The following is a 12,833-nucleotide window of genomic DNA, read 5'->3' as shown; positions in this document are numbered from 1 at the left end:
TCTTCGGCACGCTGAAGGCCTGGATGGGCGCGACACCCTTCCTGACGAAGGGCCTTTCAAACGTCCGAACCGAGATGAGCCTTGCGATCCTGGCCTACAACATCAAGCGTATGACCCGCCTGTTCGGCACAGCAAAGCTCATCGAAGCCATCCGGACCTGAGCACGCTGCCCCGTCGTCTTACACCTGCATACGGTTCGCCTCATCGAGCCCATCAGCTACCGAGTTTTGACACAGCCTCGTGACCCATCCCCGCCATCGGGCCGATCGGCAATGGACGGACGCGCACGCGGGGACGCCGCCGCTAGGACTGGCGTTCCCGTGTGGCGGTTCCGGCTGGATTCGGGGGAAAGACCCATCTCTGGTAGGCTCCCTTCCCCTCGCGAAAGCACCGGACCAACTTTTCGACGCTCGCCTGATACCCGTAGGCTACGATGAACGGGCGCATCACCTGCTCGCTCTCGAGCTTCGCCACCCAATACCCGACCTCCTCGATGTCCTCGGCGACGAACAGGTTCCTTTCGAGGGCACCTGCCACGAGCGCAAGCCACGACAGGAACGAGTCGATCGCCATCCGGTATATCTGGATGCGGGGGTCATGCTCGAACTCGTCGGTCCGGAGGTCGGGCCGCAGGGCCTCCCGAAAGACGGCGCGGTCGTGTTCGATGAACTTGGCGTCGTCGTTGATCGCCCGCAAACTCTCCGGAAGCGGAAGGCGTCCGCCATTCCAGTCCAGGCACCGACAGGCGAAGACGAGTTCTGGGTTGTTGTTGAAGTCCCGCAGGTAGGAGTTAGCGAGCTCGGCGCGCTTCCAATGGACCGCCTTGCGGCTGTTGTAGAAGGCGATGCCTCCGCCGACGAGGGCGCAACCGGCGCCGACCAAGCCGACTACCATTCCGCTGATGGCTATGACGGTCCCGATCTCGGGCTGGGAGGAGAGCATCTGCTTGCTTTCTCGAACGTGCCGAACGGTGGTTCCGACGAGCGTACCCAAAACGTCCCAGGCCGCAATTCCAGCATTGCAGGGGTGGCCGGCGTTGGGAGCGCAGGTCGACCTCCATCGAGAGTTCGACGGGATGTGCGGCGAGTGCGTGGTGAGGACGGTGGTCAACTGGGAGGGCGCCGCGGCGTCGTCATCTGCGTCCGCGTCCCCCTCATCTGCCCCGTCTCCATCCGCTTCGCCCTGCCGGGTGACTTCCCCGAGCGTGGCATGCTCCTGTTCTGCGCCTTCGCCGTCACCCTTGGCACCCTCGTGATCCAGGGGCCGAGACGGTGGCACAGGACATGGTGGCGGTGCGCATCTCACCCGACATGCGCATGGCGATCGTCGGCTCGCACGGCTACTTCCACGACCATCCGCCGCCCGCGACGCCGCACGACCTCGCCAACCACAACTGCATCAACCTGCGCTACACCGCGACGAGCGGCTGGGCTGTCTGGGAATTCGAGAAGGCGGGCCGCAGCCTGAACGTCCGCGTCGAGGGCCAGCTTCTCGTGAACTCCAACGCCCTTGCTCGTCTCGGCGCGCTGGAATGCCTGGGGCTTGCCTACCTTCCCGCGGACTACGTCGAGCCCTTCGTCGCCTCGGGCGAACTCGTCAGCGTCCTCCGCGACTGGTGCGACCCGTTCCCGGGTTACTACCTCTACTTCCCCAGCCGTCGGCAGCCCTCGGCTGCCTTCACGCTCGTCGTCGACGCCCTGCGATACCGCGGTTGAGACGACAAGGGGACCGGAAATCCGGGTTCAACGTCCCGAAGCAAAAACGGAGGTGGATGACCCGATAGGGAAACCGCATCCCGAGCGTCCGCGAAGCATGGCTTCCCGCAGCCTTCCGTTACAGCGGAGCCCGGACGTGAAAAGGGGCCGGATCGCCACGGCGACCAGCCCCAGAACTCCATCGATACTCAGGAACGAAGCAGCTCAGCGATCGCTGCCCACGCGGCGGAGCGCTGGTTCGTCGGGATCGCGGCTCGATCGGTCGACGTTGTTCTCAAGCATGCGGCTCATCCACGAGTCGAGGATGCCGGCCGAACCGAGGTTTTCCTGCATCTGCCTGCGCAACGGCTCACGGATTTCGGCGGCGGCCCGACGCCAACCCTCACGAACCGCGCTGTTGTATGTTGCACTCATCGATTCAGATACCTTCCAGAACAAACTTGCCGGACGGGAGTCGTGACGCCCTCCAGCATGACAGACGAAGATCACCGAGTCATGAACCAATCGTCGTCCGACGGGACGACATTGCATACGCGCCCTGCCCAGCGCAAGGCTCGCCACGCGACGGCTCACCCTACACCACTCCGCAGGCAAACGGATAGGGTGCGGACTTGTTCCGGTGACGTGGCGCCCATGCCGGGAGCGGCGGCCGGTCGGGCTCGCCCATGACTTGCAGATGGTATGCCGTCCGACGGTTTTGAAGGGGTACCGAAAGGGGGCCATCCTTGCCTACCCGCTCGAGTCGCTGGCCACCGGCACGCAGCAGCGCGCCCTCTCGGGTTGGAACACTTGACTCGAAACGGTTGTACGCCTTTTTGGGACCATGACGCCGAAGTGACGGCAACGCCCGGTCGGCCCGCGTGTCGATAGGGCGCCCCATCCCCAGTCCCGAATGGTCGCATGAGCCAGAGCTTCAACCGCGTCACCGTCCCCGATGCCATTCGAATGCTGTTCCCGAACGGCACGAACGTCCCACGTCGGGTGGAGGAGGCGGACGGCGGCGCGGAGGCGGCGGGCGGAGAAGCTCACGCGGAGCCGTCGGACGAGGGAGCGAACGCGGCTGATAACCCCGGACCCGCGCATTCCGACTCCCCCGCAGTTCACGCCCTGTCGATCGACACCGTTCCCGACTGGCCACCGGATGCCTTCGCCGCGGCCGCGTACCTTCTCGATAGCTCGGGCATCTTCCAGTACGTGATGCCCGGGCGGCAGGCCCAGTGGAAGCTGCCGTTCCGCACGGTGAGCGACGCGACGCACAAGGCCTGGGTGGCGGCGAGCGCGGAGTGGCTCTACGGCAAGGTGCCTCAAGTCGCCCAAGACCTCTGGGACGTCCTCCTCGCCGCCAAAACCTGGGGACTCCATTATACACCCAAGCGGAACCAGAACCCGCCGGACTGGCTCGAGGCTGCCCTTGGCCTGCTCATCATGGCCGATGAGGCGTCCGCCGGCGCGGGCTACGGAGCGGGCCGCCTAACGGCATCCGGGTCCGAGAACGGGCTTCCGTTGGTCGCGAACGTCATGACTTCCTTCGAGGCCTTCGCGCTTGAGAGCTCAGAACCGCCTTCCGCAGATCCCCAGCAGACGTCGACGGCCACCCCGCAGCAGGTGACGCAGCATCTGCTCACCAACACCTTGTCGACGACGATAACCATCATGGCGAATCCCGACCTGGTGGCCGTGCAGCCGAAATCGCGCACGCCGCAGGTGGGCTCGGCCTTCCGCACCCTGTCCCACAACCTGGCATTCCTCGATCCGGCTGCGCAGATCGCGACATCCTGGCGCCGCATGTCCGGCTACAGCAGGAACGAGGTCGGTGCGGGGCTCAACCTGCTCCTCGTGCCGTTTCCCTACGAGGTCGAGCCGGAGTGGTTCCATGCCATCCGCGAGCCAGTCGAGCCGGGTGGCGTTCCCTGGGGCTGGTTCGACCTCAAGCAGGGATGGCTGCCCGCCGACCCGGATGTCCTCGCCGACTTCGTGGTCGCGCTAGTCCGGGCCTCGCATGCACCGATCCATGGCGTCGTGTTCCCTGAATTCTCCTTGAGGTGGGAACACCATCGCACGGTCATCGAGCGCCTCGCGACGACGTTCCCTGGCATCGAGTTCCTCGTTTCGGGATCGTTCTCCAACTGCGAGGGCGACGAAGGCAACTTCGAGCTGACAAGCTCGGTCTACTGGGAAGAGGCTGGAACAGCGATTCAGTCGACCTCCCGGCCCAAGCACCATCGCTGGCGCCTCGACCGCAGCCAGATCGAGACGTACGGGCTCGAACGGCAACTGGACGTCGACACGCTCTGGTGGGAGGGCATCCAGCTCGAGCGGCGGCAACTGCACACCAACGCCTTCCGCCAGGGGTCCTCGTTCTCGGTCCTCATCTGCGAGGACCTGGCGCGGTCGGATCCTTGCCACGGCACGTTGCGCAGCCTCGGACCGAACCTCGTCATCTGCCTGCTGATGGACACCGCGCAGGTCCCGCTGCGGTGGCCGGCCCGATACGCCACCGGGCTTGCGGAAGACCCGGGATCCTCCGTCCTGACCTTTACCTCGCGGGCGCTCATCGAACGGGCGAACAAGACCATTCCGAAACAGCAGATGGCCCAGGGCATCGAGCCCTGGAAACCGAACTGGTCGGTCGCGCTGTGGCGGGACGACAGCGGGCCAGCGCGCGAGATCCACTGCGCGCCGGGACAGCATGCGGTCGTGCTCTCGCTCGCGGGAGAGCGAGTGATGGAACACACCTTCGACGGGCGGCCGAACGACGACGGCTTCCGCTGGCGGTTCAAGAACTCGTTCTGCATCGCCTTGCCCAAGGACGACGCAGCGCTCGTCAGGCTGCACGCGGCCCCGAAGATTCCGCTCGCTCCCCAGGAAGCGTCTGCACCGCCGGACGACATTCCGGCGGGGAGCGGCGTTCCGGGGGCTTCCGACCCCGGCGAATGACCACGTATCCGTCCGGTTGAAGCCGTGGGATCACGCTGGCACAGGCATGGCTGGCAACAGACGGATGCGGTCGGATGCCCGGCCATCGGCTACGGGCATCGGAAAAGTCTTCGTGCTCCACGCCGTCCCGGCGGACCGGGGAGACCCGTCAGGCAGCGCTAGAACCCGGACGCGAAAGACGACGGGTGGATGCCGTCGGGTGAAGGCGTTCAGCCAGCGCCGCCTGCGCGGCGGACCGGGACACGTCCGGGTCGCCGCGCTGCCGCCTGCCGGAAGCTCGGCTCAGGAACCCACCATCGCGAGCCGACAGGCTCCGCCGCCGGCGGCTGCCCGCTTGGAAGCGGCCTTCGGCTCGCGGCGTGGCTGCCCGGCGTCGACGATCTCCACCGCCCGGCCGTCGGCGATCGCCGCGAGGCGCCGCTCGATCTCCCGGGCATCGAGCATGCGCAGGTGCCTCTTGCGGAAGGAGCGCTCCTCCGCAAGGAGCAGCGCGTCCCAGCCACAGTCCCTGACCTGCCGCCCGACATGCTCGGCGAGCTTCGGCGCCAAGCGCGCCTGCCACCTGCATGCGTAGCGAAGGGCCCGCACCGCGTTCCCGACGGGGTTCGGGTTCGGCAGGAGGTTCACGTCGATCACCCGGTCGCGCAGTCGCCCGAAGTAACCCTCCTTCGCGGCGACCCTGCCGGTCGCGGGATAGTAGAGGACGGCGTCCCAATCGAAGAAGGTGGTTTTGAGGACGTCGTCGAGGCACCGGACCTCCGCGTGCTGCTTCCGCGCGGCCCACGTGCGCTGGAGCGGCCATACGTCGACCTGCCACGCGGCGAGCTTCACGCCGTAGCCGCCGAAGCGGTTCACGGTCGCGCCCATGCGCTCCATGGCGCGGTCGAACGCATCGATGTCGTCCACGTCCGCGACGAAGTCGACGTCCGACCGGAAGGCGCCGTGGCCGCCGAGGCAAAGGTCGCGGAGCATGCCCCCGACGACCGCGCACTCGCCCATCGTGGACAACAGCGCCGCGAACTCGCGCACCTCGCCGCGCGCGCGGCGGTCCGTATTGAAGAAGTAGGCGGCGCGTCGCCTAAGCAGGGCCTCGTCAGTGTGCGGATGCGCCGACATGAAACTCGCTCAACTCCTTGTACATATCCATTGCGTACTGGTCCGTCATGCCCGCCACCATGTCGGTCAGGAGTTGAAGTTCCCTGTACCGCATGGGTAGCGTCTCGTTGCACCCGCCCTCGCCCGTCCGTCCCTCGAACACCCGCTTGTAGTTCTCGCTGATGCGCCCGTAGGCGTAGCGCGCGAAGGGCGACGTCCTTTCGGAGGCGGGATCGAAAAACTTTTCCCGTTCCGTGATGCCCCTCCACAGGAGCGTCATGAGTCCGTGCAGCGTGTTGAAGCCGCGCAACTCGATCTCGAGCACCTGGCGGTTCCGGTAGGCATAAAGGCGATCGAACTCCTTGAGGACCTCGCAAAGCTTGAACGCGTCGCTGGCGTCGACGAGCGGTGCCTCGAACTTGCCGTCCATGATCTCATCGTATCCGGCCTCGAACCTCGTCAACACTGCGCCGATCATGACGCCCATCGCGCGTGTCCGGAAGATCTGCATGCTCACGTCGTCGCGTTCAGACGGGGGCAACGCTAGCTTCGCGGGAAACACGCAGTCCTTCTCCACGTCCCCGACCAGCTCGGCGACGACCCGGTCCGACCTGAATTCATGGGCTTTGATCCAAGCCATGAGGTCCGCGAACGACACGATCCCCTTCTTCACCGCGTCCTCGGCGTCGACGATCGAGTACGCGATGTCGTCGCACGCCTCCATCAGGAACGTCAGCGGATGCCGCACGCCGGCCGCCAGACCTGTCTCCTGCCGCACCTCGTTGGCGAGCCGCTCCTCCGACGCGTAGATGCCGACCTTCCGCCGGGAGGCGTTCTTGTCCTTCTTCACGGCATCGGTCGATCCAACCGTGTATTTCATGAGGGCGGCCAGCGTGCCGAAGCTGAGGTTCAGGCCGCGGCCGTCCTTGACGACCTGGAGCCGCGACACCGTCCTCAGGCTCTGGGCGTTGCCCTCGAACTTGCGGAAGTCGGTCTTGTGTCGGGAGTCGAGGAGGTCGAGGTCCTTCTGGATCTCTTTCGTCCCCTCGCCGCCGAGACGCTTCCGCTCTTTCTTGCTGACCTTGAAGATCCTGGACTCGTTGTCGAAGACCCACTGCCGGATGGCGCTCTCGCCCTGATGCCCGAACGGCGGGTTGCCGATGTCGTGCGCGAGGCCTACGGCGGCCAGCATCGCGGGAATCGAGCGCCGGGCGTTGTCGTGAGCCGCGTCCGTGTTCGGCAGGTCCTCCTTGATGCGGCTCCAGAGCGGCCCATAGACGAGGCTCGTGCCGCATGACCGGGCAAGGTTCGAGACCTCGTGGCTGTGGGTCAGCCGGGTGCAGACACTTTCGTTGCGCTCGAGTGGGAAAACCTGGGTCTTGTCCCCAAGCCTGCGCGTCGGAGTCGCGAAGAGGATCCGGTCGTGGTCGCGCTCGGCTGCGGTGCGGTGTTGGACGACCGGCGGTTCGGACGACGGACCGTCAGCCGGCCGCTCCTCGCTCCCGGGGCCCGCCTCCGCGCTTTCCGGACCAACCTTCGGCGAGGGCAGCCGCGTTTCGGAAAGCAGCTTGGTCCAGTTGAGGGCGGCCATGGCGATTCCTTCCGACGGGACACGAGTCCTATCCGGGCAAACCCCTCGGCGGCAATCGCGCGACCGCCGCGCGGTTCCTCCCGGCCGCGGCAGTCCACAGGGAATCGCCCATGTGGCTCCCCCGGCGCCGCGCAAGCCCCGCACCCGGGACAGCGTGCCTTCTGCGGCCAAGACGGAGGACAAGCCATGCTCGACGACCCTCTCGGCATGCCGACGCATGAGCCGACTGCCCCTGCCGGCCCGACGTCGGCTCCGGCCGTTTCCCAGCCCGACGCGGAGGTCTTGCCGGGCGTGGCCTGGGGCCGCAGCGGATGGTTGGGCAGCCCGGCGTACTGGTCGATGTTGGCGGCGACCGAGGACCCGGCGGACGACTACGTCCGAAGGGACGGCTGCCCGCTCCACCACGAGGTCGCCTTCTGCATCCTCGGTGGCTTCGGGATCCGAATGGAGGTCAACGAGGCGGCCCACGCGGCGTGCCTTTCGCAAGGGCTCCTGGACCCCGGTCGCCGTCCATCCGCCGCAGACGTCGAGGCAGTCCTCTCGACCCCCCTCGACGTCGGGGGTCGCACCCTCCGCTACCGCTTCCCGCGACAGAGGTCGCGCAGGCTTGCGGACGCGCTGCGCTCGATCGATGACTCGCCACCGCCGGCCGCGACGTCGCGCGGCTTCAGGACCGCTCTCATGGAGATACCGGGCATCGGGCCGAAGACGGCCTCGTGGATCGCGCGCAACTGGCTCGGCGCCGACGACGTGGCCATCCTCGACATCCACGTCCTTCGCGCAGGCGTCGCGATGAAGTTGTTCCCCGCGGACGCTCGACTGCCCGGCGACTACGACGCCCTGGAGGACCGCTTCCTGGCGTTTGCCGACGCGCTTGGGGTGCGCGCCTCGCTTCTCGACGCCGTGATCTGGCGGGAGATGCGGTCCTCGGGCACACGGGCTTCAGGTTAGTCCCGCCGCCGCTTGGCGTCGCAACCCGTGCGCGTGCTACGGCTGTTGTCCGTGGGCGATTCGCCGGAGGTCGAGCGTGGGTGGAAGCAGCAACTTGGACAGCCTGACGCGAGGATCGCCGCGGCCGGGCGCGGGAAGCGGCGGAGCGGCCGCGTCGGGTGCGGACCGCTGCGACTTTCGGTTCGACGCGGACCTTGAAAGCGTCGACCCCACGGTGCTGGCGACGGTCCCGGTCGGAACGGCCTGCACCGTGATCCTGCATCGGCAAGGCAGTTACGACGTGGTCGTGGTCGTCGCGCCGTCCGGCGGGTTCGTGGGCACCCTGTCGGGCTTCCGGGGCCTCGCCAACCTGATCGATTGCATCCGCGGCGGCAACGTCTACTCGGCGACCGTCACGGCGAAGACCGCCAACACGTGCCGGGTTCGGGTGGCCCGGACGCCCACGCCATGATCGTCGTCGGCGGAACCTATCGCGAGATCTGCGACTCGGAGCGCTGGGACCGCGTGTTCGGGTCGGGCGGCCGCGCGGCTTGCGCGGCAAGCCGCTGGCGGGAGGGCGTCCGCCTCGTGTCGTACGCCCACGAGACCTGGATCGAGGACGCGAGGGCGACCTTCTCGTCCATGGGAGTGGACTGCGACCTCACCGCCATCCAAGACGAGGTCGCCTTCGTCTACGCGCACTCCATGGCGACGCCCGTCCTTCTGGACGGCATGCCGTCCGCGTGCCGCGGGCTCGTGGTCGACGGGGACGAGGTCGTTCGCTTCGGCATGCTCGAGTGCGAGGCGCGGGTGCGCGCGCGACGCGCCGTGCACGATCCCCAGGGCGTCGGGGCGACGGTCCCGTTCGCGGCGAACGGTTCGGCGGCGGACAGCCTCGCGCTCGTCCTGAACGAGGGCGAGGCGCGGAACCTCTCGGGCAAGGAATCGCCCGACGAGGCGGCGGCGGCGCTGCTCGCGGTCGCCGACGCGGTCGTCGTGAAGGGCGGCACCGCCGGGGCGCTCGTCGCCCGCCGCGGGGGCACGCCCGTCCGCGTCCCGCCCTACCGATCCGAGCGCGTGATGAAGATCGGCTCCGGCGACGTCTTCACCGGGGTGTTCTCGCACCTTTGGATGCGCGAGGGCGCCGACCCGGTCGAGGCGGCGGACCTCGCGTCGCGCGCGGTGTCCGTCTACGTCGAGACGCGCGGCATCCCGCCGGGCAACCGCCGAGAGCTGAGCCTGCGCGTGTCCCTTCCGAAGGATCGGCGCCCCGGGCGCATCTACGTCGCGGCCCCCTTCTTCACGACGGCACAGCTCTGGCTGGTCGAACAGCTCGTCCGCGCGATCGGCACGCTAGGCGCGACCCCGTTCTCGCCCTTCCACGAGGTCGGCATGGGCGGGATGTCGTCCAGCATCGCGACCGAGGACTTGGCGGGGCTCGAGTCCTGCGACGCGGTGCTCGCCGTCATGGACGGGCGGGACCCGGGAACGCTGTTCGAGGTCGGGCACGCGAGGGCGAACGGCATTCCCGTCGTCATGTTGGCGGAGAACGTGATGGAGGGCGACCTGACGATGTTCGCGGGGACGGGGTGCGAGGTCGTCGGTGACGTGGCGACGGCGGCTTACAAGGCGGTGTGGGCGTCGTATCTGGCACCCTTTCCCGGAGGTGCGGCATGAGCCAGAGCAACCCAAGGTTCGAGAGGATGCAGCCGCAATGGGACGCGTTGTTCAAAAGTCTGGTTCCCTGGTCGAGCGCGATCAGGCGCACCGCCGAGACAGCTCTTGAGCTTGAGAAGGGAGACCTGATAGTCGAGCAGCCCCTTCAGACCGACATATCGTCAACGGTGGTGGCTAGCGCATTGGGCTGGTCATCGCCCTACAAGGATCTGCGCGCGGACGGGTTGTTCATTGTCCGGAACGGCAAATCGATCCTTTCGATCGAGTATCAGTCGACACACAATCCGGGCATGCGCTTGCGTTTTGCGATGTACATGGAGGCGTTTCTCGAGGCAACGGAAAAGAAGCACGTTGATAAGAATTGGCATCACGTTCTCGTCTACTCAGGATCAAAGAAGAAGCGCCACTATCAGAACTTGCACGGCCGTCGGGACCTCGGATACATCGACTATGCCGTCGTCGATATCGAACGCATCGAGCGTGAGCAGTTCGCGACGGGACTAGTTGCGGATGCGATCCTGCGCTTGAGCCTGCGGGACGCGAAAGATTTCAAGCTATTCAAGGACGCGCTCGATCTGCTGGAGCGCGACGTGTCGGATGCGGACGCCAAAGCCAAGCTGAAGAAGGCCGTTCTCGCGGCGAGCATGAACAAGGCCGACCTGTGGCCTACGGTTTGGGGTATTATCATGATGGATGAGACGTTTCTTCGCGAAGTCGAGAGCTTTATTCCCTTCTTCGACGAACTCAGGGCTCATCACGAACGAGAACTCCGTTTGATTCAGCTTCGACAACTATTGGAAGCGCTCGTGACGGTGGGCAACGCCCCACTTGCCCTGCGGTCTTTCGTAGCGAAAGCAAGCGCGGATGACATCGAGACCCACGCGGAAAGCATTCGAGAGGCTGCACTGGGCAACACCCTCGTAGACCTCACATCCATTCTGGTGAACGACGGGCAAACCAACGCCAAGTCGCTCGCACCTTGAGTCGCCTGCTCCTGTTGTCGGGTGGTCTGGACTCCTCCGCCCTCGCTGCCGACCTTCGTCCCGACATCTGCCTAACAGTCGACTACGGCCAACGCCCATCGGCGGGCGAGATCAGCGCCTCAGCCGCCATCGCCGAAGCGCTCGACCTTCGCCACGAGGTCCTGCGCGTCGAACTGTCGGCACTCGGGTCCGGCGACATGGCCGGGCGGGACGCCTCGCACCTCGCCAGCGGCCCGGAGTGGTGGCCCTGCCGCAACCAGATGCTGATCACCCTCGCCGCCATGCGGTACGTTGCCGACGGCCTGTCGGAGATCGTCATCGGCGCCGTCGCGACCGACACCCACGCCGACGGCAAGGCGCCGTTCCTCCATGCCATCGACCAAGCGCTTTCGGTTCAGGAAGGCGGCGTGCGCGTATCGGCGCCCGCGCGCGACAGGGACCCGGTCGAGCTGCTGCGGCGGTCGTCGCTGCCGCGGGAGCTGCTCGGCCTGACGTTCTCCTGTCACTCGGGGCCGTACGCGTGCGGCCAGTGCCGCGGATGCACGAAGCGGCTCCGGACGATCGATGAACTAGACGTATCCGGCATCTGAACAGATGGACGGGCGCAGCTCTTCCGAACCACGTTGTGCGACCCGACTCAGTCCAGTCACGCAACCGCCACATGAGCAGGGCCATCGCGACACCACAATCAACGGCGCGGCACCGCGTCGCGGCCGCCGCCCACGGGGGTTCTCGATGCGTCGCCTCCCGTCGACGGCCGACGGGCGGCGAGCGGATGTCCTCCCCGGAGCCGCAACTCCGGTCGGGGAATTGCCTGCCCCTATTCCAGAAGCCTCGGGATACCACGGGCCGTCCGATGAAGCTGGGCATTGCTGTCCTGACGCCTGCGGTCGGTACCGAGGAAAGGCCTCCGGATGCTCGACCTCGCCGCATGCCTCAAACGGAGTTCGCGGTTACCGTCGCGCACGTGCTACGAGAATTTGCGGGCGCTCGGGCCACCTCTTCCCGCCCGGCAACCTGCGTCCAGCCCGCTTGCTGACGGGGCGACGGGCCGTGCAACGGTTCAGCGCGTCACGAGGACAAGAAATGGCTCGGATCATATCCAGCAAGACGACGATTCGCTGGGGGAACGACGTGTCGGCCGCGCCGATCGGTTCACTCCCGATCGCCGAGGTGGTGACAAGGATCGAAGACCTCAATTCCCAGATCGGCGACTTCTGGTCGAAAAGCGATGGCTGGGCTCCGGCGGAAGCCGCCGGGCTGCTCGGGAAGTCGCGCCTCGACTGGCAGGTGTCCCTGTCGCAAACCCTCCATATGTGGATCGATCGACCGACCCTTTCCCCAGCCGAGCTGATCCTCGCCTGGGCGAACTTGGGATCTCTGATCGAGGGGTCGGTGAAGCTGCTGCTCTCCGTCTACTACGATACGTACCGAAGCGACCTGGACAACCTCAAGAAGGCCAACGCCTACGACCACAAGAAGGCGAAAGCACATAGTCCCGACGGCCTGACGTTGGAGCCGCTGCGCAAATACTGCGCCGCGAACGGCATCCTCGACCAAGACCAGCTCGGACTCATGGAGCTGGTCCAGCAACGTCGGAACGCGATCCACGCATTTAAGGACAGGCCCATAGGCGACGCGGCCGAACTTGAGAACTCCATCCGCGGATACCTCTCGCTCATGAGGGAGATCGTTCGGCGACTTCCCTATCCAGAGCCGATGTATGTGCCGCAGGAATGACGATGGACCGTAGCATGCTCGGGTCACCGCCGACGTGCCGAGACCACCCTTCTGAGCGGGCAGACGCCGCAGTCGGCACGCCGCATTGGGTACCCGTCGCAAACCCACCCTCAAGGCATTGCGCGTCATCGCTCACGCTAGTCCTTCCAGAGCACGGCTTCGTTG

General features: G+C 66.4%; 11 protein-coding genes and 2 pseudogenes. 9 read left to right on the top strand and 4 right to left on the bottom strand.

Translation table 11 applies throughout. The features are described 5' to 3' along the window. Positions 1 to 161, top strand: a pseudogene (locus tag GGR04_RS10925) (IS5/IS1182 family transposase); the annotation flags it as partial. Between the two features lie 142 nt (positions 162 to 303). Here the strand turns inward: GGR04_RS10925 and GGR04_RS10920 are convergent. Further along, the gene (locus GGR04_RS10920) at positions 304 to 942 is read right to left on the bottom strand and encodes a hypothetical protein (protein ID WP_183199904.1); all 639 of its coding nucleotides are present in this window, start codon (positions 940 to 942) and stop codon (positions 304 to 306) included. 323 nt (positions 943 to 1,265) lie between these two features. On the opposite strand from GGR04_RS10920, the pseudogene GGR04_RS10915 reads away from it, so the two are divergent. After that, a pseudogene (locus tag GGR04_RS10915) lies at positions 1,266 to 1,715 on the top strand (LysR substrate-binding domain-containing protein); the annotation flags it as partial. Positions 1,716 to 1,919: 204 nt separating this feature from the next. Here GGR04_RS10915 and GGR04_RS10910 read toward each other — a convergent pair. Further along, the gene (locus GGR04_RS10910; protein WP_183199903.1) at positions 1,920 to 2,129 is read right to left on the bottom strand and encodes a hypothetical protein; all 210 of its coding nucleotides are present in this window, start codon (positions 2,127 to 2,129) and stop codon (positions 1,920 to 1,922) included. 486 nt (positions 2,130 to 2,615) lie between these two features. On the opposite strand from GGR04_RS10910, the gene GGR04_RS10905 reads away from it, so the two are divergent. Continuing rightward, a complete protein-coding gene (locus tag GGR04_RS10905) occupies positions 2,616 to 4,652 on the top strand; it encodes a hypothetical protein (RefSeq protein ID WP_183199902.1) in 2,037 nt (678 codons plus the stop codon). Between the two features lie 282 nt (positions 4,653 to 4,934). Here the strand turns inward: GGR04_RS10905 and GGR04_RS10900 are convergent, their stop codons facing one another. Next, positions 4,935 to 5,768, bottom strand: coding sequence for a hypothetical protein (locus tag GGR04_RS10900; RefSeq protein WP_183199901.1), 834 nt, complete (start codon positions 5,766 to 5,768; stop codon positions 4,935 to 4,937). Then, entirely contained in the window at positions 5,746 to 7,338 is a 1,593-nt protein-coding gene (gene dgt, locus GGR04_RS10895; protein ID WP_183199900.1) for a dGTP triphosphohydrolase, read from the bottom strand. The genes GGR04_RS10900 and dgt overlap by 23 nt, the downstream gene beginning before the upstream one ends. A 207-nt stretch (positions 7,339 to 7,545) precedes the next feature. Here dgt and GGR04_RS10890 point away from each other — a divergent pair, with 207 nt between their 5' ends. The 6 genes from GGR04_RS10890 to GGR04_RS10865 all read left to right on the top strand — a co-directional run bounded on the left by GGR04_RS10890 (position 7,546) and on the right by GGR04_RS10865 (position 12,668). Next, positions 7,546 to 8,289 (top strand): 8-oxoguanine DNA glycosylase, encoded by a 744-nt coding sequence (locus tag GGR04_RS10890; protein ID WP_183199899.1) that lies wholly within the window; start codon positions 7,546 to 7,548, stop codon positions 8,287 to 8,289. 94 nt (positions 8,290 to 8,383) lie between these two features. Further along, positions 8,384 to 8,740, top strand: a complete 357-nt coding sequence (locus GGR04_RS10885) for a hypothetical protein (protein ID WP_183199898.1) — start codon at positions 8,384 to 8,386, stop codon at positions 8,738 to 8,740. Next, the gene (locus tag GGR04_RS10880) at positions 8,737 to 9,945 is read left to right on the top strand and encodes a PfkB family carbohydrate kinase (protein ID WP_183199897.1); all 1,209 of its coding nucleotides are present in this window, start codon (positions 8,737 to 8,739) and stop codon (positions 9,943 to 9,945) included. Before GGR04_RS10885 ends, GGR04_RS10880 begins: the two co-directional genes overlap by 4 nt. Next, complete coding sequence (locus GGR04_RS10875; protein ID WP_183199896.1) at positions 9,942 to 10,928, top strand: hypothetical protein; 987 nt, start codon at positions 9,942 to 9,944, stop codon at positions 10,926 to 10,928. The genes GGR04_RS10880 and GGR04_RS10875 overlap by 4 nt, the downstream gene beginning before the upstream one ends. Further along, complete coding sequence (locus tag GGR04_RS10870) at positions 10,925 to 11,518, top strand: 7-cyano-7-deazaguanine synthase (RefSeq protein WP_183199895.1); 594 nt, start codon at positions 10,925 to 10,927, stop codon at positions 11,516 to 11,518. The genes GGR04_RS10875 and GGR04_RS10870 overlap by 4 nt, the downstream gene beginning before the upstream one ends. Before the next feature lie 496 nt (positions 11,519 to 12,014). Next, positions 12,015 to 12,668, top strand: a complete 654-nt coding sequence (locus GGR04_RS10865; RefSeq protein WP_210291749.1) for a hypothetical protein — start codon at positions 12,015 to 12,017, stop codon at positions 12,666 to 12,668. Positions 12,669 to 12,833 lie beyond the last annotated feature (165 nt).

The sequence above is a fragment of the Aureimonas pseudogalii genome, from assembly GCF_014196835.1.
GTDB classification, from domain to species: domain Bacteria; phylum Pseudomonadota; class Alphaproteobacteria; order Rhizobiales; family Rhizobiaceae; genus Aureimonas; species Aureimonas pseudogalii.
The sequence above is the reverse complement of the archived record's forward strand: the minus strand, read 5'-3'. Positions and strand labels throughout refer to the sequence as shown.